Source organism: Pseudazoarcus sp. NS34 (assembly GCF_059703725.1).
The window spans coordinates 648,808-671,392 of record NZ_BAAKIZ010000001.1; the positions used below are offsets into that span (position 1 = coordinate 648,808).

The following is a 22,585-nucleotide window of genomic DNA, read 5'->3' on the forward strand; positions in this document are numbered from 1 at the left end:
TTCCTTTCAATTCGCGGAGTTCGGCGCAACGTGCGGCACGGTCAGCGGAGCCTCATGCGGTGCGGCCGAGTGCAACGGGCGGGCGCCGGCCAGCGTGCGCAGCAAGGCGTAGAACACCGGCGTGAGGAACAGGCCGAAGAAGGTCACGCCGATCATGCCGAAGAACACCGCAATGCCCATGGCCTGACGCATCTCGGAGCCCGCGCCGGACGACAGCACCAGCGGCACCACGCCCATGATGAAAGCGATGGACGTCATCAGGATGGGACGCAGACGCAGGCGGCTGGCCTCGATGGCGGCAGGGATCGGCTGCATGCCCTGCATCTCCAGCTCGCGGGCGAACTCGACAATCAGGATGGCGTTCTTGCACGCCAGCCCCACCAGCACCATCAGGCCGATCTGCGTGAACAGGTTGTTGTCACCACCCGTGGCCCACACCCCGGCGAGCGCGGCGAGGATGCCCATCGGCACGATCAGGATCACCGCCAGCGGCAGGCGCAGGCTCTCGTACTGCGCGGCGAGCACCAGGAACACCAGCAGCACCGACAGCGGGAAGACCCAGATACCCGCGTTGCCGGCGAGGATCTTCTGGTAGGTGAGGTCCGTCCATTCGAAACGGATGCCACGCGGCAGCGTCTCGTTGGCAATGCGCTCGGCAGCGGCTTCGGCCTGGCTGGACGAATAGCCCGGTGCCGGCCCGCCGTTGATGTCGGCCGAGTTGTAGCCGTTGTAGCGCACCACCATTTCCGGCCCGAAGCCCGGCGTGACGCGCACCAGCGACGACAAGGGCACCATGTCGCCATTGGCGTTGCGCGTCTTGAGCTGGCCGATGTCTTCCGGCCGGTCACGGAACTCGGCATCCGCCTGGGCGCGCACCTGATACACACGGCCGAAGCGGTTGAAGTCGTTCACGTACAGCGAGCCCAGATACACCTGCATGGTGTCGAACACCTCGGTCACCGGCACGCCGAGCTGGCGCGCCTTGACGCGGTCGAGATCGACGTCGAGCTGCGGCACGTTCACCTGGTAGTTGGTGAACATCGGCCCCAGTTCGGGCGCCTTCTGCGCCGCGGCGAGGAAGGCCTGCGTGGCCGCTTCGAGTTCGGCATAACCAAGCGCTGCGCGATCCTGGATCTGCAGCTTGAAGCCGCCCATGGTGCCCAGGCCCATCACCGGCGGCGGCGGGAACACGGCGATGAAGGCTTCCTGAATGCCGGCGTATTGCGCGTTGAGCGCCCCGGCAATCTCGTTGGCCGACATGCCCTCACCCTTGCGCTCGGAGAACGGCTTGAGCGTGGCGAACACGATGCCGGCACTGGAGCTGTTGGTGAAGCCGTTGATCGACAGGCCGGGGAAGGCCACGGCGCTCTCGACGCCCGGATGCTTGAGCGTGATGTCGCCCATTTCGCGGATCACCGCGTCGGTACGCTCGAGCGAAGCGCCCGGCGGCAGTTGCGCGAAGCCGATCAGGTATTGCTTGTCCTGCGCCGGCACAAAGCCGCCCGGCAGGACGTAGGCCAGACCTGCGGTGGCGCCCAGCAACAGCACATACACGACCATGCTGCGGCCCTTGCGCGCGATGACGCTGGTGACGCCGCGGCCGTAGCTCTCGGAAGCACGCCCGAAGAAGCGGTTGAAGCGCGCGAAGAAGCCGCCGAAGACGCGGTTCATGCCGCGCGTCAGTGCGTCGGGCGGCGCATCGTGGCCGCGTAGCAGCATGGCCGACAGCGCCGGCGAGAGCGTCAGCGAGTTGAAGGCCGAGATCACCGTCGAGATCGCGATGGTCATCGCGAACTGCTTGTAGAACTGGCCGGTCATGAAGGCCAGCGGCACGAACACCGCCACCAGCGTCAGGCTGATCGCGATGATCGGCCCGCTGACTTCGCGCATGGCGCGGTAGGTCGCGTCGCGCGGACTCAGCCCGGCCTCGATGTTGCGCTCGACGTTCTCGACCACAACGATGGCGTCATCCACCACGATGCCGATGGCCAGCACCATGCCGAACAGCGACAGCGCGTTGATCGAGTAGCCGAACATGTGCATCAGCGAGAAGGTGCCGATGATGGACACCGGTACCGCCAGCAGCGGGATGATCGAAGCGCGCCAGGTCTGCAGGAAGATGATGACGACCAGCACCACCAGCGCCACGGCTTCGAGCAGCGTCAGGATCACAGCCTTGATGCTCGAGCGCACGAACTGCGTGGGGTCGTAGACGATGCGGTATTCGATGGACGACGGGAAATCACGTGCCAGCGCATCCATGGTCTGACGGACGCGGTCAGACACGTCCAGCGCATTGGCATCCGGTGTCTGGAAGATCGGGATGGCCACGGCCGGCTTGTTGTCGAGCAGCGAGCGCAGACCGTATTCGGACGCCGCCAGCTCGATGCGGGCGACATCGCCCAGGCGCGTGACAGCGCCATTCGGCGCGGTCTTGAGGATGATTTCGGCGAACTCTTCCTCGGTCTGCAGGCGGCCTTGGGTGTTCACGGAAAGCTGCAGCGGCACGTCAATGCCGGTCGGCGAGGCGCCGATGACACCCGCGGCGACCTGCACGTTTTGCTCGCGGATGGCGGCCACCACGTCGCCCGCGGTCAGCTCGCGCTGCGCGACCTTGGTCGGGTCCAGCCAAACACGCATGGCGTAGTCGCCGGAACCGAACAGGCGAACCTCACCCACGCCTTCCAGACGCGCCAGGCGGTCCTTGACGTTGATGACCGCGTAGTTGCGCAGATAGGTCATGTCATAGCGGTCGTCCGGCGAGGTGAGGTGCACCACCATGGTCATGGTCGGCGAGCTCTTGGCCGTGGTCACGCCCAGGCGCTGCACATCTTCGGGCAGGCGCGGCATGGCCTGCGCGACGCGGTTCTGCACCAGCTGCTGGGCTTTGTCGGGGTCCATGCCGAGGTTGAAGTGCACGGTCACGGCGAGGTTGCCGTCGCTGTTGGCCTGCGACTGCATGTACAGCATGTTCTCGACGCCGTTGATCGACTCTTCGAGCGGCGCGGCCACCGTCTCGGCGATGACCTTGGGGTTGGCGCCGGGGAACTGCGCGCGCACCACCACCGACGGCGGCACGACTTCGGGGTACTCCGAGATCGGCAACTGGAACATCGAGAGCGCACCGGCCAGCACGATCAGGATCGACAGCACGCCCGCGAAGATCGGGCGGTCGATGAAGAATTTGGAGATGTTCATGTGCGGATGCGTCCTTCATCCGAGCCGGCCACCGTGCCGTTCGCCGACTTGGGCGCGGCCGGTGCGGCAGCCGAGCCGCCCATCGGCACATCCTGCGGCGCCACAAGTGCGCCGGGGCGCACGCGGTGCAGGCCATTGACGACGATGCGCTCGCCCTCTTCCAGGCCGCTTTCGATCACGCGAAGCCCGTCGATCACCGGACCGGGCTTCACTTCGCGGTAATGCACGCGGCCTTCAGCATCGACGACCAGCACGAAGCGCTTGTTCTGGTCGGTGCCGATGGCGCGTTCATCGACCAGCGTGGCGACGCGCTCCTCGGCACCACCCAGGCGCACACGGGCGTACAGGCCAGGCAGCAACATACCGTCGGCGTTGTCGAACACGGCGCGCACGCGGATCGTGCCGGAGGCCGGATCAAGGCGGTTGTCCACGGAGTCGACGATGCCGACGCGCGGATAGTGTTCCTCATCGGCCAGGCCCAGCAGCACCGGAATGCGGCTGCCGCGCACTAGGGCACCGTGGATGTGCTTCAGGTAGCTCTGCTCGTCGACCTCGAACGAGGCGTACAGCGTGGCCACCGACACCAGCGTGGTCAGCGGCGCCGAAGTCGTGCCGGCCGACACCAGGTTGCCCAGCGTGACTTCAGCCCGCGACACGCGGCCCGCCACCGGCGCGGTGATGCGCGTGTGTGACAGATCGAGCCGCGCCGCAGTGCGCTCGGCACGCGCCGCCAGCAGTTCGGCGGCCGCTTCGCGTGCCGCATTCACGCGCTGGTCGTGGTCGCGCCGCGCAATGGCGTTGTCGGCGATCAGGCGCTTGCTGCGCTCCAGTTCGGAGGCGGTGTAGGCGGCACGCGCCTCGGCTGCCGTCACGCGCGCTTCGGCGCTCTCGGCCGCGGCTTCGTACGGACGCGGGTCGATCGTGAACAGCGGCGCGCCGGCCTCGACCAGGCTGCCGTCGCGGAAATGCACTTCGGTGATGGTGCCGGAGACCTGCGGGTGGATGGCCACGTAATCCACCGCTTCGAGCCGGCCGGAATAGTCCTGCCAGTCAATGATGCCGCGATGCACAACGGTGGCCACGTCCACCGGCGTGGCCTGCGGTGCGGCGCCGGCCGCGGGGTCGGCCACGGCGTGAACGCGGAAGGCGCCCACCGCGGCAATCACCGCAATGGTCACGGCGGAAAGCGCGATGACAAGACGCTTGCGTGTGAGTGACATATCAATAATCCCTGTCGATGAATTCGGAATACGCCGCCCATGACGGCGGGGTCGGCGACAATGTTGAGTCTTTTAGTCGGATAAATAAATATCGAGAATTTGGTAACACTGTTCGTGCATGACGAACAATCCATGCAAAATGGGGCCCAAATTCGGCCGTCGCCCAAATGCCATGTCGCGATGCAGCATCGCGCACGCACGCGATCCGCACGAGAGGCAAACCGGTCGATTCCATGACATTTCGGCCACGGCCAAAGCCGCAGCAAGCCGGTGAATTGCGCGCTCGATCCGCAGCAGAACACGCGCACGTGACAGCATTGTTTTCGCCGCCCTCACCGGTCGGGCAAGCGCCGCAGGGCACGCATCTGCCCTGAGGAATTGCGCGGCGCAACCGTAGGGCACGCACTCGAGGGCGCTGAGTGAAACACGGCGTCGACGCAGCTCTGCCCGCCGGACTTTGATCGGCGTATATTTGCGATTCACGAACGAACGCGGCCGAACTGAACGGTCTGTTTGCTCAGAACGAACAATCTCCGGAGTTCAGCCATGGATCGATTCCAGGCCATGCAGGTATTCACGCGGGTGGTCGAGGTGAACAGCTTCACGCAGGCCGCCGACAGCCTGGGCATGCCGCGCGCCACCGTCACGACGACCATTCAGGCGCTGGAGCGCCGGCTGAAGGTGCGCCTGCTCAACCGCACGACGCGAAAGATCAGCCTGACGCCGGACGGCGCGGCCTATTACGAACGCTGCCTGCGCATCCTGGCGGACGTGGAGGAAGCCGAGGCAACCTTCTCGGAAAGCGCGCGCGGGCCATCGGGCCGGCTGCGCATCGACGTCCCGACCTCGGTTGGCCGGCTGATCCTGATGCCGATGTTGTGCGATTTCCACACGCGTTATCCGGATATCGACCTGGTGATCGGCATGACCGACCGGCCCGTCGACATGGTGCAGGAGGCGGTGGACTGCGTGATCCGCATTGGCGAGCTGAAAGACCCGAACATGGTGGCTCGACGCATCGGCATGCTGCAGTTCATTACCTGCGCCGCGCCGCGCTACCTCGAAACCTATGGCGAACCCAAAACCATCGAGGAACTTGCCAACCACAAGGCGGTGCACTACTTCGCATCGCGCACCGGCCAGGTCTTCGACTGGGATTTCGTCATCGACGGCAAGGCCGTGGCGGTGAAGGTGAACGGTGCCGTGGCGGTGAACGACAGCGATGCCTATCTCGCCTGCGGCCTGCAGGGCTTCGGCATGCTGCAGGCGCCGGGCTTCATGGTGCAGGAGCACCTTCAGGCGGGCACGCTGGTGGAGGTGATTTCGCAGTGGAAGCCCGTTGCGATGCCGATGTCGGTCGTCTATCTGCAAAACCGCCATCTGTCGCCGAAGGTGCGCGCGTTCGTGGATTGGGTCAGCGAACTGTTCAGCAGTTGCCCGTTGATGAACAACAGTCCGACGCTGGACCGCGGCGAATGCCGCTTCGCTGGCGACAAGACAGCGGTGGGCGGCTTCACCGTGCGCGACTTCGTTGATCAGCAGAACACCGCCGAGAGCCTGCTCTGAGAGGAAGCTGCCGACTTCGGTGCAGTACCATTCCGGCTTGATCGGACAGCGCGCAAGGCCGGGCATGGCAGAAGCGGCGGTAACCAAGGTTTGCAAGAAGCCGACTCGGAGCGGAGTCCGGTCCGGCGTCATCGCGACGCTGCTGGCGCTCGTGCTGATGCTGGCGATGACCGCCGCCAGCGCCGCCCCCTCCTGCCCCGGCAGCGTGGGCGCCGACGGCAGACTGCCGGCCGGGGTGTTCGTGCTGCAGAACGCCGCTGCCGTGCACTCCATCGAAGAAGTCGCAGCGATGCCGCCTGAGGCGTTCGAACCTCTGGCCGGCCACCGCCCACGGATCTCCGCCGACGACCCGCTGTGGTTGCGTGTCTGCCTGCCAGAAGGCGAACGCGATCACGTGCTCGCCATCCTCCCGACCTACCTGCCACAGATCACGCTCTACACACCCACCGCGCAAGGCTTCGAGGCACACACCCGTCTGCGCTACGGCGCCGCCGCAGAAGGCGCTGTGGATTACCGCTCAGCGGCCTTTGTGCTGTCGCCGACGCAGAATCCCGGCGCACCGTGGTTCCTCGAACTGCACAGCGTGCGCACGCTGACGCCGGAAATCACTTTGCTCGACGTCACCGAATGGTCACGCTTTGTGGCCCGCGATTACGCGCTGTTCGGGCTGTATCTCGGCATGCTGTTTCTGGCCGCCACGGTCAACCTGCTGTTCTGGCTGCATCAGCAAGACCGCCTTCACCTGCGTTATGCCTGCGCGATTCTGGCCATTGCCGCCTACAGCTCCACTGTCGGAGGCTATCTGCCGCAATGGCTCTCGGGCATGCCCGCGTGGCTGCACGAATCCCTCTCCGCGGGCAGCTTTGCCGCCAGCGGCGCGCTGCTGACACTGTTTCTGCTCGATGCCTTCCGCATGCGCCTCTATTACCCGCTGCTGTACCGGGTAGGGCAACTGGCCATCGCGGCCTTCGCCGTGCTTGGTGTGCTCGCAGTGATGCATATCGAGCTGGGCTTTTCGCCGTATCGCACGATGTTGCGCATGTCGCTGGTGTGCATCGTTCTGGGCAGCGTGATGACACTGCATGCGCTGTTGCGCCACCGCAGCGTGCGCATTTATGCCCTGGCGTTGCTGCCGCTGCTGCTCGGATTGCTAGCCAATTCTTTGGCCCAACGCATGCAGGCGTTCTCACCGGTGATTTCCGACCAGTTGCCGCATCTGGGTGCGCTGGCGCATCTGATTCTGCTCAACCTCGGTCTGGCCCGCCGCGCGCGACGCAACGAGCGTCTGCGCCACCGCGCCCAAGCCGCCGCACTGCGCGCGGCGCAGGCTCACGAGCGTGAACTGCAGCAGCGCATCGAAGACCGCACGCTCGAACTGCGCACCGCCAACCTGCAGTTGATGCACGAGATCGACGAGCGCACCGCGGCGCAACTGCGCGTGCGTGAAACGCTGGAGGGCGAGCGCCGCACCGCACACCGCGAGCGCCAGCTGCTGGCGATGCTGTCGCACGAGCTGCGCACGCCACTGGCCGTTATCGACACCGCGGCACAATCGCTGGCCAGCGGTTTGCGCGAAGTACCGCCGCTGTTCACCAAGCGTATCGAGCGCATCCGCCACAGCGTTTCGCGGCTGAGCAGCCTGGCGCACAACATGCTCACGCGCGACCGCCTGTCGGCGCCGTCGCGGCTGTATCTGCGCGCGCATGACCTGCGCGCCACGTTGAACAACCGCATGGCCACCGGTGAGGCCGCGCTGCGCGTGCGCGTGCACGTGCCGGACGAAGCGGTGCTCGTCACCGTGGACCCGGAGCTGATCGACATCGCGGTGTCGAACCTGGTCGGCAACGCGCTCAAGTACTCGCCGTCCGACCAGCCCGTCGACCTTCACCTGTACACGTCGGCCGACGAGGTGATCATCGAGGTCAGCGACCGCGGCGCCGGCATTCCCGACGACGCGCGCGAGTTGCTGTTTGATCGCTATTTCCGCGTCGATGCCGAGCGGCAGCCGGATGGCACCGGGCTGGGGCTGTACCTGACCCGCGAGATCGCGCGCCGGCATGGTGGCGACGTAGAGCTGGCGCCTCCGCGCGAAGGCGGCGGCTCGACCTTTCTGCTGTACCTGCCGCGCGATGCGGCACCCGATACCGGCGGAGGCGCTACATGAAACCGGCTGTGCACCGTGCTGCGCTTGCGATGGGCCTGATGGGCTGCGGGCTCGCGAGCGCCGCAGACGCCGTCGTCGAAACGACCTTGCCGGCCGTTACCGTCCAGCCGACCGCAGACCGGAGCAGCGACGCGCCATCGACCACGCGCATCGACGGCGAAGCGTTTGCCGACTCGCCCGCGCCCTCTGCGGCGGACCTGTCTGCGCACACGGTATCGCTGCAGCTCACACGCCCCGACAACCGCAACACCGGCGTATTCGTTCGCGGTCTCGGCACCACGTCGTACAACGACGGCCTGTCGGGCAGCGTCGGCGTGACGATGGACGGCGTTGTGCTGGGCCGCCAGGGCATGTTCCCGAAGCGGCTGTACGACATCGAATCCGTCGACATCCAGCGCACCCCGTCACTGGCCGGCCCCGGCCCGGCGACCAGCGCCGGCGCCGTGCACCTGCGCACGCGCGCACCGCAGTGGCATGACGAAGCCGAACTGCGCATGCAGCGCGGCACACACGGCTTCGAGAGCTACGAGACGGTGGTCGGCGGCACGTTGATCGACGGCGTGCTCGCCGGGCGCTTCTCGGCCTACACACAGCACCGCTCGGGCCTGGTGCACAACCGCGCCTCGGGTCAGGACATCAACAACGAAAGCCACAATGGCCTGCGCGGGCAGTTGCTGTGGCAGCCCGATGCGCCCGTGCGTGCGCGGCTGACGCTCGAGCGCAACCGGCTCGACGAGAACTGCTGCGCCTATATCGCCACGCGCTACAGCCCCGCCACGCTGGCGCGCGCCGCCGCGCTCGGCCACACGCTGCCGCCGGCCGATCCGCGCCAGCGCACGGTCGCGCAAGACGGCAGCAACCGCGCTCAGATGGATCAGGACGCTGCCACCCTGCAGCTGGAATTCGACCTGCCCGGGGGCCAGCGTCTGGTTAGCATCACCGGCTGGCGCAACTGGCGTTACGGCACACGCTACGACCTCGACAGCATCGATCTGGCGATCGCGCCAGTCGGCACCTGGAACATCGACCACGAGCAGTGGAGCCAGGAACTGCGTCTGGAGGGCGAACTGGCGCCGACGCTGAACTACCGCGTTGGCGCCTACTACCTGCGCGAATCCCGCACGCGCAATGGCCGCCTGACCTACGGCCCGGACGCCGCGCGCTGGTTTACGGTCGGCGTCGCGCTGCCGCCGATTCCGCCCGACGTGCTGGCCAACATTCTCGACGGCGCCACGGTGAGCTCGCCGGGCCGGCAGACCGCCACAACCCGCTCTCTGTTCGGCCAGCTCGACTGGGCGCCGCGCGACGACCTCGACGTGACCGGCACCCTGCGTTACAGCCGCGACCACAAGAGCGCCACGCGCGCTCGGCAGATCAGCGGGCTACAGCCCGTCCCGCCGGTGCCGTCGCTGGTCACGCTGGCCGAGCAGCTGCGCGGCATGCTGCTCGGCGCCGAAACCGCCGGGCGCTCCGGGCAACGCGACAACAGCCTGGACGGCGCGCTGCGCGCGAGCTTCCGTCCGCGGCACGGCGTGCAATTGGATTTCGGCGCATCCACCGGCTACAAGCCCGGCGGCATCAACTCGGAGCCGGTCAGCGGCCCCGTCTCCCCGACCTTCGACGCCGAACGCAGTCTGAGTCTGGAGGCCAGCATCACGCTCGCGCTGCGGCGTCAGGGCCACCTGCGCATGACGCTGTTCCAGACCGACATTCGCGACTATCAGACGCTGTCCTACAACCCGGAGTCGTCGCCGCTGATTCCGCTGATGAACAATCTCATCAACGTCGAACATGTGCGCTCGCGCGGCGTGGAAGTGGAGTCGGCTTTCGACCTCTCGCAAAGCCTGCGTCTGGCGCTTGGCGCGGCTTACAACGACGCGCGCTACGTCGACTTCGATGACGCGCCCTGCCCGCCCGGCTCGGGCACGCTGTACTGCGATTTCAGTGGCAAGCAGATGGCCCAGGCACCGCGCTGGACAGCCTTCGCCAAGCTGAGCCATGAACACCCTCTGGGCAACGGGCAGACCTTCCACGCCGGCTTGAACTACCACTGGCGCAGCGGCTATTACGGCACGACCGAGCGAGGCGATGGCAGCTACGTCGATGCGCGTGGCCTGGTCGACGCCCACATCGGGCTGCGCGACCGCCACTGGGATCTGACCCTGTGGGTACGCAACCTCACCGACCACCGGCACACCGTCGCCACCTACGCGCTCAACGGCGGCGGGGACTACGGCGTAATGATCGGTGAGCCGCGCATGCTCGGCCTGAGCCTGACCCTGCGCATGTAAGCCGCCAGCTAGTCGTCGCCACGCGCCCGCCGCCCGGCCTTGATGCCGGCACGGCGGGTTTTTGATTCCAGTCGGCGTTTCACCGAGGCGCGCGTCGGGCGGGTTGCCACGCGCGTTCGCGGCACATGGCCCGCTGCGCGGATGAGGTCTTCGAGGCGGCGCAGGGCTTCGGCGCGGTTCTTTTCGAGGCTGCGGAATTTCTGCGCCTTGATGACCACCACGCCTTCGCGCGTGATGCGCCGGTCGTCGTGCGCCAGCAGGCGCTCGCGCAGCTCTTCGGGCAGCGACGAGGCGCGGATGTCGAAGCGCAGATGCACCGCGTTCGACACCTTGTTCACGTTCTGCCCGCCTGCCCCCTGCGCACGGATGGCGGTGATCTCGACTTCTTCGAGCGGCACGGAAAAGGGGATCTCGCGGCTCATTTGCGCGCGTTCAGGCCAGCCACATAGAGCGCCTCGACCTGCTCGCGCGCCCACGGCGTGCGGCGCAGGAACTTGAGGCTGGAGGCGATGCTCGGCTCGTTCATGAAACAGCGCACGGCAATGCGCTGGGCGAGCCCGTCCCAGCCGTAGCGGGCGACGAGCTCGGTCAGGATTGTCTCCAGCGTAAGTCCGTGGAGCGGGTTGTTGGGCTGGGTCGTCATGGCGTGCACTGTCTCATGTGGCGGCGCTGCGCGCGAAGCGCGCAATGCGCACATCGACGGTCAGCGTGATGGAGGTCAGCGCTGCGGCGCGGGCACGGCCTTCGGCATTGGCGCGGTAAAGATGCGGGGTCATGGCCAGCAGATCGGCAATGCGCTCGGCGCCTTCGAGCGCCAGTGTTAAACCCACGGAGCGGGTTTCGATGTGGCTGAAGCCGGCCGGCACCACCGCTTCGTCCGCGCGCTCGGGCTTGAGTACGGGGTAGATGATTTCGCGCAGTTCGCGCAGGTGATCCGGCCCGGCATCGACCTGCAGCAACTCGCCACCGGCTTTGAGCACGCGCGAAAACTCGGCGTAAACCGGGAAACCGAACATGCACAGCACGCGATCCAGCGTGCCCGAAAGCACCGGCAGGCGGGCGTTGCTGCCGACCACCCAGGCGGTCTGCTTGTCACGCTTCGCCGCCGCCTGGACCGCCCATTTGGAGATATCGAGGCCAAGCAGCGACAGCGTGTGGCCTGTAGCTGCGGCCGACAGACTGCGCAGGTAATAGCCCTCTCCGCAGCCAGCATCGAGGCAATGCACGGTGTCGCCGCGCGGCGCATCGGCCAGAACGGCGCGATTTACGACATCGGCAATCGGCGCGTAGGCACCCGATTCCAGAAAGCGCCGGCGCGCCGCGACCATTTCCTTGCTGTCGCCGGGATCGCGCGAGCGCTTGTTCTGCACCGGCAGCAGATGCGTGTAGCCGTGTGCCGCGATGTCGAAGCTGTGACCCGACGGACAGCGCCAGGCGCCGCCGTCGCGCTGCAGCGCAGCGCCGTCGAGCGGGCAGGCAAGAAACGGAAACGGGTGAATGCCGGACATCGGGTGTTCACTGCGGACGCGGCCCGCCATTGTGCCAGCGGCAGATCTTCAGGCGGCGCATTCGATGCGGTTGCGGCCGCCCTGCTTGGCGCGGTAGAGCGCCGCATCAGCCTGCGCCACGAAATCCTCGGCGCGCGCATCGCGCTGCGGAACATCTGCCGCAATGCCGATGCTGACGGTGACGACGCCTGCGGCGCTGCCCGCGTGCGCCATCGCCGCCTCTTCGATGGCAGCGCGAATCGATTCGGCCAGTTCGTTGGCGCGCTCACGGTCGGCGCCGGCGGCAATGACGATGAATTCCTCACCGCCGTAGCGCGCCACCAGTTCGCCGGCGCGACGCACCTTGGCCGCGAGGATGGAGGCCACTTCCCTCAGGCAATCATCGCCCGCCTGATGGCCAAGCGTGTCGTTGTACTGCTTGAAGAAATCGATATCGAGCAGCATGACGGCCAGCGGCGCGCCGATCCGGCAGGCGCGCGCCCATTCATGTTCGAGCACCTCATCGAAGCGGCGGCGGTTGGCCAGGCCCGTCAGCGGGTCGGTGGCGGACAGCATTTCGAGTCGGCGGTTGGCGTCCTGCAGTTCCACGGTGCGGGTTTCGACCTTTTGCTCCAGCCACAGATTGGTCGTCATCAGTTCCGCACGTCGGCGCATCAGGGTCGCCGTCATGCCGCGCAGCGAGGCGGTCAGCAGACGCACTTCGTCGATGTCGCTGCGCTCGGGAAAGTCGGCCGTCTCGTCGCCGTCGTCAATGCGCCGCGCCACCGCTGCAAGTTCCTCGATCGGCCGACTGAAGCTGCCGGCCAGCAGCCACGCCAGCAGCATGCTCAGCAGGGTGACCGGCACCGCCAACCACAGCAGGATGTGCTGCAACTCGGCCACTTCGGCCAGCGCGGTTTCGACCGGCTGGCGCAGCACCACCTGCCACTCCAGATCGCCCTCCGTCGGCGCGGCCACCGGCGCCGCGGTAGTCAGCCACAAGACCTCGTCGGGCCAACGCACCAGCCCGCTGCCGCTCTCCGGCAGCAGGTCGGCCGAGATCAGGAGTTCGCCGGCACGATTGAAGGGATACAGCACATTGCCCTGAGCGTCGCGCACGAAGACCTGCACGCCGCTCCGTTCCGCCGCCTGAGGCAGCGCCGCGGCAACCACCCCGTTGATCCAGCTCCAGTGCAGGTGGGTTGCGACCACGCCGCGCAACTGCCCCTGCCGGTCGCGCACGGGTGCGGCGAAATCGACAAAGCGCAGGGGCTCACTGCTGTCGTTGTCGAGCAGGCTCGCAAGCAGCAAGGCTTCATGCACGTCGCCGATGAACACCCGCTCGCGTCCGGTGATGAACCACGGGCGCTTCGACACATCACCGCCCTCGAGCATGCCTTCGGCCGCCGCCACCACCTTACCCTCGACATCGGCCAGCCCCAGCCAGGCATAGGGCCGATAGGTGCGCGTGATGTCATCCATCGCTTCGCGCAGCGACGGGTCCTGCCAGTCGCCGCTGACCAGCAACGGCGAGCCGGCCAGCAATTCGATCTCGCGGGTTCGTTCGTTAAGGCTGCTGCTGATGGTGCGGGAGATGGAGCGGGCAACCGTCTGCAGCCCGTCGCCGCTGGTTCGGGTCATGTAGCCGGATGCAAGATGCCCGACCAGCAGACTGACCCCCAGCGCCAGGGTGGGCACCAGCGCACCGAAAAACAGCGTGAGGCGGAAACGCAAGGAGCCGAGGAGTGGGCGCATGAAGACCGAGACAGGCAGGGAATTGCCAAAAGGGTAACGCCAGAACCCCGTCACGCGTAGGACAAAACTGATAGCCCGTGTTGCAGGGCCACGCGGCGGGATCCGCTTGTGCTCTTCACTTGGCCGCCGATCGACGTTGATTATTGAGCCAGACGTGAGGTTGGGCGTGTTGGAGCATATGGTGCCGGCGATGCCGGCGGTTTCGCCGGCACATCACCTTCGCACGTGCCCCGCAGAGGCAGCGGGTCGGCTGCACAGCAGGAAGGCCTGAGATTTGGGCCGCGTCAAGGAAGGTCCACCTTTGCCCGTTCGCGGAAATCGACGTAGGCCAGCCCCTCGGATGCCTGTGCAAGCGCAGTGATGCCGGGCAGTTCCCGTGCGTAGTGTCCGTGCTCGATGTTCCAGACGAGATCCGGGTTCTCACCGGGATAGACATCCACGATGCTGTTGCGATCGAGGTAATAAAGGCCCGCCAGCACCGGCAGTTCATGCACCAGGAACTGCGCGAACTGCGGCAGTCGCTCGTCGGGGACCTCCGCCGGCACCGCTGCCCGGGTGCGCTCAAGTACGTCGGCGCGAAAGCGGGTCTCGGAATGGAATGCATCGTGCACTTCGTCATTCATCCACTGCGGGATGCTCGGCTCCAGCTCAGCCCACGGGCGCAGCGAGATGCCGGACGCGGGGTAGCGGCGCAGAACCCGTTCGCAGCGGGCAAGTTGTTCCGCTGTGATGCGCCGTAGTTTGTCGACTTCGGCCGCCGCGCGTGTCTCATCGTGCTGGTTGGCGCGAATATTGGCGATGTAAGGCGTGTCGACGATGGTCACGCAGGCTGAAGGAAAGCCAACTTCACCTACAAGCCGACAGAAACCGTCCACCAGCCGGTTGGAAAACGCCGGATTCTTGACGCTGATCATCAGCCAGGCACTGCGGTGAGCGAAGGCGGCAAGTTGCCCGCTTCCGCGACGGGCACTCAACTCGAACACGAAGTCGTCGCCGAAGGTCTGTCGTGCGCGGCGCGGGTGCATAACATCGTTCACGTCAGTCGTTCCCTCTCGCAAACCGCTCGAGCCGGTCGGACACCGCATCAAGATAGCGAGCGATCTCGGGCTGTTGATCGGCCCAATCGCGGGTGAAGGTGGTGGTCTTGTTGGCATCGATCGGCCAAGCCTGGCCATCCACCATGAAATAGTCGATGGAGCCGAAGTCCAGATGAAGCCTCTCGCGCAGCGCGCGCACCACGTCCGGTGCCGAGTCCAGGAACTCGACGCGGGTCATGCTCTCCGGCGTGCACAGCAGCGAGTCGAAGCTGGCACAAGTGTGGAGTTCGGCATCGAGCATGAAGTCATAGCGATGTTTCACCACCGGCGTCTGCAGTCGCGCAGGCAAGAAGCGCTCGACGAGCAGTGCCGGATCGGCCCACGCCGCAGTCGGCACTTGCTCGGCAGACTCGTACAGTCCGTAGGGTGGACACAGTTGCTCGCGCAGACGCCTGCGAGCCGAGGACGAACCGCTGCGCAGAAAGCCGCGACGCATCGCAAAACGCAGTTCGGGCAAACCGCGGTGGTTGAACACGCTCTTGACGATGACCGGACCACGATAGTGGTCTTCGCGTGTGAGCACCGCCGGCGAATAGGTTCGCCGGTCGATCGACAAGGCCCGGCCGTTGAGGCAACGGTCGTAGAACTGATGCACCCGGTCAAACGGCGTGGGCACATCGGTGAGGTCCACGTGCAGCACCGCCGCCCGCCCCAGCGAGCGGGGATCGAGAACGTCGAGCACGCGATGCGGCAGGCCTGATGAGTTCAGCCGGCTCAAGGCATGGCGCAGGATGTAGCCCTTCGATTGCAGGAAATGCGGACGCGAATCGACATACAGATCAAGCATCGACGAACGCCCGCCGCGCGCGGCCAGCAAGGAAGACAACCAGTTCGACATCCATTCCCGCCCGACGCGAAGGCGCCCTTTTAGCCCCAACAGCATAACCGCTGGGGCGCCCGTCGCAAAAACCTCAGTCCGGCAGAGGGATGAACTCCTCGGTATCGCCGTGCACGCTCGGGAATCGCCCGGCCTTCCAGTCGGCGCGCGCCTGCTCGATACGCGCCTTGCTGCTGGAGACGAAGTTCCAGTCGATGAAGCGTTGCCCGACCGGGTCGCCGCCGATGAGCGCGATGCGCGACTCGGCAACGGCCTCCACCTCGACGCCCGGCGTGTTGTCGAGAATCGCCATCGAGTGCTCGGGCAACGCCATGTCGCGCGCCTTGAGCTCGCCGTGGGCCACATACAAGGCGCGCTCGGTGGCCTGCGGCAACACCAGCTTCTGGCCGGGTTTGAGGTGAGCCTCAACATACAGCGCGCCGGCGTAGGTGCGCACCGGCGACGTCACGCCATACGCCGTCCCCATCATCACGCGCGCGGACACGCCGTCGACGTCGACCCGCGGAATGTCAGCTGACGGGTAGTGCAGGAAGGCCGGCTCGACTTCCTCGTCGGCCTCGGGCAGCGCAAACCACAGCTGCAGGCCGTGCAGGCGATGTGGCTCAGCGGTGACTTCCGGGCGCTCGCGCTCGGAATGCACGATGCCGCGGCCAGCCACCATCAGGTTAATGTCACCGGGGCGGATGGCCTGCAGGCTGCCAAGCGAATCGCGGTGCAGGATTTCGCCTTCGAACAGATAGGTGACGGTGGCGAGGTTGATGTGCGGATGCGGGCGCACGTTGATGCCCTCGCCGGCCGGAAAATCGGCCGGACCCATGTGGTCGAAGAAGATCCACGGGCCGACCATCTTGTGGCGTGCGGTCGGCAGAAGACGACGCACCGAAAAGCCGCCAAGATCCTTCTCGCGCGGCTTGAGCACGAGTTGAATGGCGCCACAGCCGGTGACGCAGGGGCAATCGTCGTGCAGTTCCTGGGTGATGTTGCTCATGGGCATGCTCCTTCCAGCGGGCAAGAATTCAACGGTATAGCCATCGGGATACGAGGCGTGTGTAGTGCGGCATGATGGCGTACACCATCAGCGCCACGATAACGACGGCGACCAGCGCCTTGGCCGCCAGCAACGGCACGCCGGCGATCAGCGGGCCGAGCGCCCAGGGCACGATGACGGTGAGCGGAAAGATCGCCGACAGGGTCAGCAGATACTGCTTCCAGCGCTTCGGCGGCTTCACCGCCGGCGGCGCAAACCAGAAATCCAGGCCGCTGCGGATTTCGTAGCGATCAGCCCGCTCCAACGCGTGCTCAATATGCTGCAGGTGCTCACGCCGCTCGGGCGACTCCATCCAGGCCCGCAGCGCGTTCACGCCGGCGAACCGGATGATCACGGTGTAGTTCGGCACGTTTCCGACGGGGCGGATCACGTCTGTCGACAGATAGCCGGGAAACTGCTTGCAGGTCTCGCGGATATCGGTGAGCCATTGCTCGTACTCGTCGCGGGCGTCGGCGCGCGGGTGATGCACGATGATGCCGGTGACGGTTTCGTCGGCGGCGGGATCGGCGGGGGTGCTCATGCAGACACGCTCCTGAAAGGTACGACGCATTCTGGCACGGGCGGCGGAACATCCCGCCGACCGTGCCTGCTGCAGCTTACTTGCCGCCCTTGAGCGTGAAGTAGCTGGTCATCAGGTTCTTGTAGTCGGGGATGTGGTTGGCGAACAGCGTGCCCAGGCCCTCGACGTCATTGCGCCAGTCGCGGTGCAGTTCGCAGGCCAGACCGAACCACGTCATCATCTGCACGCCGGCAGCGCTCATGCGATCCCACGCGGAGTTGCGGGTGAGTTCGTTGAAGGTGCCGGAGGCGTCGGTGACGACGAAGACCTCGAAGCCTTCCTCGATGGCGGACAGCGCCGGAAAGGCCACACATACCTCGGTTACGACGCCGGCGATGATCAGCTGCTTCTTGCCGGTGGCTTTCACGGCTTTGACGAAGTCTTCGTTGTCCCAGGCGTTGATCTGGCCGGGGCGGGCAATGTAGGGGGCGTCCGGGAACATCTCTTTGAGTTCCGGCATCAGCGGGCCGTTGGGGCCGTCTTCGAAGCTGGTCGTGAGAATGGTCGGCAGCTTGAAGTACTTGGCCGCGTCGGCCAGTGCCAGCACGTTGTTGTTGAAGCGGTCGGGGTCGATGTCGCGCACCAGTGACAACAGACCGGCCTGGTGGTCCACCAGCAGTACGGCGGCGTTGTTCTTGTCGAGTTTTACGTAGGGCTTGTTCATGGTGTTCTCCTTGTTTGCTCTCTTGGGGTTGGGGTGCCGCCAGCGCGGCTGGGTTTGACGCTCGACCCGTTCGGGCCGAGCGTCGGGTTCAACTCACTGTCTCAGCGGTTTCTGCTTGCGCAATGCCACCAAAGCGGCCGCTGTTGAAGTCTTCGATGGCCTGCCTGATTTCAGCCTCGCTGTTCATCACAAAGGGGCCGTAGCCGACGATGGGCTCGTCGATCGGTTCACCGGCCAGCAACAACACGACTGCATCATTGTTGGCCTCAAGTGTTACGCCTGCTCCCTCCCGCTCAAGCACGACCACTTGATCGGTGCGAGCCACCGCGTGGCCGTTGACCAGCACCGTGCCGCGCAACACCACGATGCCGGTGGTCCAGCCCTCGGGCAGCGGCAGATCCGCCACGCCGCCAGCCGTCAGGCGCAGATCCCACACGTTGATCGGCGTGAAGGTATTGGCCGGGCCGCGTTTTCCGGTGAGTTCGCCAGCGATGATGCGGGCCGTGCCAGCGCCATCAGGCAGCGTCACCACCGGAATGTCGGCCGAGCGGATGGCCTGGTAGCCCGGCGACGTGAGCTTGTCGCGTGCCGGCAGGTTCACCCACAGTTGCGCCATCTCCAGCTCGCCGCCTTTGCGGGCAAAGCCTTCACCGTGGAACTCTTCATGCAGGATGCCGGCGCCGGCCGTCATCCACTGCACGTCGCCCGGACCGATCAGGCCGCCCTGGCCGGTGGAATCGCGATGCGACACCTCGCCGGCATACACGATAGTCACGGTCTCGAAACCACGGTGCGGGTGCTGACCCACGCCGAGTTGCTCGTTGGTCGCGTCGAAATGCGCCGGGCCGGCGTGATCGAGCAGCAGGAAGGGGCTCAGTGCCTTGCCCTGGCTGCGGTACTCGAACAGCGAACGGACCGGGAAGCCATCGCCGACCCAATGGCCACGCGGTGCGCTGAAAATGCCCTGGACTCGCTTCATGTTCGTCTCCTTGTGTGCGGTTCGTGTTGCGTGTTGTCACTTTAGGTGTGAGACGACATGGTGAGAAGACCCCAAAATTCGTCATCAGTGTTCTATAAATGGAACAATAAGCCGCAAACGGAAAACGAGAGACACACATGGACGACCTGAACGACCTCTACTACTTCGCGCGCGTCGTCGAAAACCGAGGCTTTGCGCCGGCCGAGCGTGCCACCGGCATCCCCAAGTCCAAGCTCAGCCGCCGCATCACGCTGCTTGAAGATCGCCTGGGCGCGCGCCTGCTGCAGCGCTCGACGCGCCACTTTTCGGTCACGGAACTGGGTCAGACCTTCTACGAGCACTGCCGCGCGATGCTGGTGGAGGCCGAAGCCGCGCGCGAGGCCGTGGAAGCCACCCGCGCCGAACCGGCCGGCACCGTGCGCATCAGCTGCCCGATCACGCTGCTGCACGTGCACGTCGGCAGCATGCTGGCCGACTTCCTGGCCGAATATCCGCGCGTATCGCTGCAGCTGGAAGCCACCAACCGCCGGGTGTCGCCGGTAGGCGAAGGGATTGATCTAGCGATCCGCGTGCGTCCGCCGCCGCTGGCCGATAGTGATCTGGTAATGCGCGTACTGGCCGACAGCACGCAATGCCTGGTCGCCAGCCCCGCGCTCATCGCCGCCCACGGCCAGCCCACCGGCCCGGCCGACCTCGGGGCCTTCCCCAGCCTGTCGCTCGGCCCGCCGCAGGACGAACACGTGTGGACCCTGTTCGGTCCCGACGGCGCCGACGCGGTACTGCACCACCGCCCGCGCCTGATTACCGGCGACATGGTGGCGCTGCGCAGCGCCGCATGCGCCGGCGTGGGCATCGTGCAGCTGCCAAACCTGATGCTGCGCGACGACCTCGCCAACGGCAGCCTGATCCGACTGCTGCCGGACTGGGCGCCGCGCCGCGAGATCATCCATGCCGTGTATGCGTCGCGACGCTGCCTGCTGCCGGCGGTGCGCACGCTGATCGACTATCTGGCCGAACGCTTCGCAAAGCTGGTTGAAGACTGAGCAAATATTTTGCGTGTCGATGTCGAACTTGCGGCGGCCGCGTCGACTACTCAACGAACCCACCCGTAAAGGAAGCACGTCATGCGATTCATGATCATCATCAAGGCCACCGCCGATTCCGAAGCGGGCGTAATGCCCAGCGCCGAATTGCTCGAAGCCATGGGCAAGTACAACCAGGACCTGATCGACGCCGGGGTACTGCTTGCCGGAGACGGCCTGCGCCCGAGCCGCGACGGCGCGCGTGCGCTTTGTCGGCGACAGACATGTCGTCACCGACGGCCCCTTCGTCGAAGCGAAAGAGCTGATTGCCGGCTTCTGGATGTGGCAGGTGGCCTCGCTGCAGGAGGCCATTGAATGGGTCAAGCGCTGCCCCAACTCGATGCCCGGCCATGAAGCGGAAATCGAGATTCGGCGCGTGTTCGAGTCGGAGGATTTCGGTGAGCTGTACACCGATGAACTGCGCGCGCAGGAAGACGCGTTGCGCGGGCGCCTTGCCTCGAAAGACTGAAAGGACAAACAGGAACGCTCGACCCTGAGGCGGGTCGAGCGCGCTTGAGATCACACAGGCAAACGACGCGCGTAGTCCTCGTGCAGACGGGTCCAATGGTCCCAGTGAGCTTGCGGGCGCGTGCCGTTGATCAGGTCGACCAGCAGATCGAGATGGGCGTGCCAGCCGGCACTGACGCCCAGCAGGCTGCTACGGTCGGCAAGGCGGCGATGGGTGACGGTCAGCAGCACCTCGTCCCCCTGCATTTGCAGATCGAAGCAGACGCTGCCTTCCGCGCCCCACCTGAAGGCCAGACGGTGCGGAGCCGCGCACTCGGTGATACGGCTACCCATGCGCTCCTCTTCGCCGAATCCTTCGGGCCGGCGGCCGGGAGGGTCGGTCAGCTCATCGTTGCGCCAGACCAGTTCGAACGCCGCGCCGGGCTGCAGCGGCATGTCGCCGCTGGCCAGCCAGCGACGCCGCAACTCGCTCTCGGTGAGATGGGCCCAGACACGTTCGATGGGGCCGGGCAGCAAACGCTGGATCTTCAGGGTGGGCGGCTCGACCAGAACGCCCCAGGCGTCGAGGGTGGCGGATTCGCTCACTTTTGCTCTCCTTCGGGAGTGGGAGGAAGGCCGCCGTCCGCTTCGCGGAGCAGCCGTTCGAGCGTATCCAGACGCGTGTTCCAGAAGCGCTCATAGAAGCCCAGCCATTCGTGCGCGCTGGCAAGCGGGCCAGGCTCGATACGGCAGATATGCGTACGGCCGCGCACCTCGCGGCGGATCAGCCCGGCGCTCTCCAATGCCTTGATGTGCTTGGAAGCGGCCGCCAGCGACATATCGAAGGGCGCGGCCAGCTCGCCGACCGTGCGTTCGCCCCCGGCCAGCGCACGCAGCATGTGGCGGCGGGTGGTGTCGCCCAAGGCGTGGAAGATGGCGTCGAGAGGGGATGCAGTTAATTCAACCATGGGGTTGAATGTATGAGCCGCCCGAGCAAATGTCAACCGATTGGTTGAGCATTTAGCCAACGCTCGTTTTCCCAACCATCCGCTGCGGAACCATTCGGGCTGCACGAGCATCCGAGATCGCCATGGACACCCTCACCCACGCGCTTTCCGGCGCACTCGTAGCGCGGCTGCGCGCTCGCCCGGCCGATCCGCAAAGCCCCACGCGCCCTGCCGTGTGGCAGGCGGTCACCGTAGGCACCGTCGCCGCGGTGTTTCCCGACAGCGACTTCGTGCTCGGCTACGTCTCGGAGCTGGCCTATTTGCAGGGCCATCGCGGCGTCACGCATTCGCTGCTGATGCTGCCGCTGTGGGGTCTGCTGATCGCGTGGATCATGGCCGGCGCGTTCCGCGTGTTGCACCGGCCCGGCCAGCCGCAGCCGGGCTGGCGCAATCTCTATTCATTCGCCTGCGTGTCGCTGCTGGTGCACATCCTGGGCGACTTCATCACCCAGTTCGGCACCATGATGTTCTCGCCGTTCTCTGACTGGCGCTTCGGCCTGGGCACGACCTTCATCATCGATCTGGGCATCAGCGGCATCCTGTTGGGCGGATTGCTCACCAGCGCCATCTGGCGCCGTAGCCGCATACCCGCAGCGGTCGCGGGCGTGATGCTGCTGGCGTGGGTCGGCAACAGCGCCATGGCGCGGCAGGACGCCATTGACGCGGCGCTGGCATGGGCTGCGCGCAGCGGCATCGAGGTCGTGGCGGTAGACGCTGCACCGCGTCCGGCCTCGCCATTCAACTGGACCGCCATCGTCTTCGACGGCGAGAACTATCACTACGCTCACCTGAACACGCAGCGCAGCGAGGCGCTTGTGGCCACGTCGGACGACAACTTCCTGCGTCGCTACTCCGCGCCCTACCTGCCGATACACCTGGCCCGCTGGGAGACCACGCCGGTGTTCGGAAAACCGGAAGTCGCCACGGCTGTGCGCGGCCTGTGGAATGCCGAGGCCTTCGGCTTCTTCCGCTGGTTCGCGATGTTCCCGGTGCTCGACCACCTTGATCCGCCCAGTGACGAACACGGCGTGTGTGCCAACTTCCGAGACCTGCGCTTCGAGACGCCGGGGCGCGAGCGCATTCCGTTCCGCTTTGGTCTATGCGAAAACGCCGGCACCTGGCGGTTGTTCGAACGCACGACCGAAGGCATGCGCTGGCTGGAAAACTGAACAAGCGCCGGACG

At 66.0% G+C, this 22,585-nt stretch carries 20 protein-coding genes; 6 read left to right on the forward strand and 14 right to left on the reverse strand.

The annotated features are described in order from the left end of the window. Positions 1-6: 6 nt before the first annotated feature. Together AC6H0N_RS03135 and AC6H0N_RS03140 are read right to left on the reverse strand one after the other, a co-directional pair. Positions 7-3,198, reverse strand: coding sequence for an efflux RND transporter permease subunit (locus tag AC6H0N_RS03135; RefSeq protein ID WP_497572595.1), 3,192 nt, complete (start codon positions 3,196-3,198; stop codon positions 7-9). Next, the gene (locus AC6H0N_RS03140) at positions 3,195-4,418 is read right to left on the reverse strand and encodes an efflux RND transporter periplasmic adaptor subunit (protein WP_497572596.1); all 1,224 of its coding nucleotides are present in this window, start codon (positions 4,416-4,418) and stop codon (positions 3,195-3,197) included. Before AC6H0N_RS03140 ends, AC6H0N_RS03135 begins: the two co-directional genes overlap by 4 nt. Before the next feature lie 546 nt (positions 4,419-4,964). Here AC6H0N_RS03140 and AC6H0N_RS03145 point away from each other — a divergent pair. The 3 genes from AC6H0N_RS03145 (at position 4,965) to AC6H0N_RS03155 (ending at position 10,439) form a co-directional block, all read left to right on the forward strand. Continuing rightward, entirely contained in the window at positions 4,965-5,984 is a 1,020-nt protein-coding gene (locus tag AC6H0N_RS03145; RefSeq protein WP_497572597.1) for a LysR family transcriptional regulator, read from the forward strand. Between the two features lie 64 nt (positions 5,985-6,048). Continuing rightward, complete coding sequence (locus AC6H0N_RS03150) at positions 6,049-8,148, forward strand: sensor histidine kinase (protein ID WP_497572598.1); 2,100 nt, start codon at positions 6,049-6,051, stop codon at positions 8,146-8,148. Beyond that, on the forward strand, positions 8,145-10,439 hold the full coding sequence (locus AC6H0N_RS03155; RefSeq protein WP_497572599.1) for a TonB-dependent receptor: 2,295 nt from the start codon (positions 8,145-8,147) through the stop codon (positions 10,437-10,439). Before AC6H0N_RS03150 ends, AC6H0N_RS03155 begins: the two co-directional genes overlap by 4 nt. Before the next feature lie 8 nt (positions 10,440-10,447). Here AC6H0N_RS03155 and arfB read toward each other — a convergent pair whose 3' ends face one another. From arfB to AC6H0N_RS03205, 10 genes are all read right to left on the reverse strand, one after another. Continuing rightward, positions 10,448-10,861, reverse strand: coding sequence for an alternative ribosome rescue aminoacyl-tRNA hydrolase ArfB (gene arfB, locus AC6H0N_RS03160; protein ID WP_497572600.1), 414 nt, complete (start codon positions 10,859-10,861; stop codon positions 10,448-10,450). Further along, positions 10,858-11,082 (reverse strand): VF530 family protein, encoded by a 225-nt coding sequence (locus tag AC6H0N_RS03165; protein ID WP_497572601.1) that lies wholly within the window; start codon positions 11,080-11,082, stop codon positions 10,858-10,860. Before AC6H0N_RS03165 ends, arfB begins: the two co-directional genes overlap by 4 nt. A 13-nt stretch (positions 11,083-11,095) precedes the next feature. Continuing rightward, a complete protein-coding gene (locus tag AC6H0N_RS03170) occupies positions 11,096-11,947 on the reverse strand; it encodes a putative RNA methyltransferase (protein ID WP_497572602.1) in 852 nt (283 codons plus the stop codon). Between the two features lie 48 nt (positions 11,948-11,995). Continuing rightward, positions 11,996-13,681: a diguanylate cyclase gene (locus AC6H0N_RS03175; protein WP_497572603.1), complete on the reverse strand. Its 1,686-nt coding sequence runs from the start codon at positions 13,679-13,681 to the stop codon at positions 11,996-11,998. A gap of 284 nt (positions 13,682-13,965) precedes the next feature. Then, entirely contained in the window at positions 13,966-14,718 is a 753-nt protein-coding gene (locus AC6H0N_RS03180) for a hypothetical protein (protein WP_497572604.1), read from the reverse strand. A 1-nt stretch (position 14,719) separates the two neighbouring features. Continuing rightward, positions 14,720-15,616, reverse strand: coding sequence for a hypothetical protein (locus AC6H0N_RS03185; protein WP_497572605.1), 897 nt, complete (start codon positions 15,614-15,616; stop codon positions 14,720-14,722). A 73-nt stretch (positions 15,617-15,689) separates the two neighbouring features. Then, on the reverse strand, positions 15,690-16,604 hold the full coding sequence (locus AC6H0N_RS03190) for a pirin family protein (protein ID WP_497572606.1): 915 nt from the start codon (positions 16,602-16,604) through the stop codon (positions 15,690-15,692). A gap of 28 nt (positions 16,605-16,632) precedes the next feature. Further along, entirely contained in the window at positions 16,633-17,184 is a 552-nt protein-coding gene (locus tag AC6H0N_RS03195) for an antibiotic biosynthesis monooxygenase (protein ID WP_497572607.1), read from the reverse strand. Between the two features lie 76 nt (positions 17,185-17,260). Further along, the gene (gene ycaC / locus AC6H0N_RS03200; RefSeq protein WP_497572608.1) at positions 17,261-17,887 is read right to left on the reverse strand and encodes an isochorismate family cysteine hydrolase YcaC; all 627 of its coding nucleotides are present in this window, start codon (positions 17,885-17,887) and stop codon (positions 17,261-17,263) included. A gap of 88 nt (positions 17,888-17,975) precedes the next feature. Next, positions 17,976-18,866 carry a pirin family protein gene (locus tag AC6H0N_RS03205; protein ID WP_497572609.1) on the reverse strand — a complete coding sequence of 297 codons (891 nt, stop codon included), beginning with the start codon at positions 18,864-18,866 and terminating at the stop codon, positions 17,976-17,978. A 137-nt stretch (positions 18,867-19,003) separates the two neighbouring features. Here AC6H0N_RS03205 and AC6H0N_RS03210 point away from each other — a divergent pair, with 137 nt between their 5' ends. Next, positions 19,004-19,909 carry a LysR family transcriptional regulator gene (locus AC6H0N_RS03210; protein ID WP_497572610.1) on the forward strand — a complete coding sequence of 302 codons (906 nt, stop codon included), beginning with the start codon at positions 19,004-19,006 and terminating at the stop codon, positions 19,907-19,909. 202 nt (positions 19,910-20,111) lie between these two features. Further along, a complete protein-coding gene (locus tag AC6H0N_RS03215; protein WP_497572611.1) occupies positions 20,112-20,417 on the forward strand; it encodes a YciI family protein in 306 nt (101 codons plus the stop codon). 50 nt (positions 20,418-20,467) lie between these two features. On the opposite strand, the gene AC6H0N_RS03220 is transcribed toward AC6H0N_RS03215, so the two are convergent. Both AC6H0N_RS03220 and AC6H0N_RS03225 read right to left on the reverse strand, forming a co-directional pair. Then, the gene (locus AC6H0N_RS03220) at positions 20,468-21,001 is read right to left on the reverse strand and encodes an SRPBCC family protein (RefSeq protein WP_497572612.1); all 534 of its coding nucleotides are present in this window, start codon (positions 20,999-21,001) and stop codon (positions 20,468-20,470) included. Further along, a complete protein-coding gene (locus AC6H0N_RS03225) occupies positions 20,998-21,474 on the reverse strand; it encodes an ArsR/SmtB family transcription factor (RefSeq protein ID WP_497572613.1) in 477 nt (158 codons plus the stop codon). Before AC6H0N_RS03225 ends, AC6H0N_RS03220 begins: the two co-directional genes overlap by 4 nt. A gap of 11 nt (positions 21,475-21,485) precedes the next feature. On the opposite strand from AC6H0N_RS03225, the gene AC6H0N_RS03230 reads away from it, so the two are divergent. Beyond that, positions 21,486-22,571 carry a metal-dependent hydrolase gene (locus AC6H0N_RS03230; protein WP_497572614.1) on the forward strand — a complete coding sequence of 362 codons (1,086 nt, stop codon included), beginning with the start codon at positions 21,486-21,488 and terminating at the stop codon, positions 22,569-22,571. Positions 22,572-22,585: the final 14 nt, after the last annotated feature.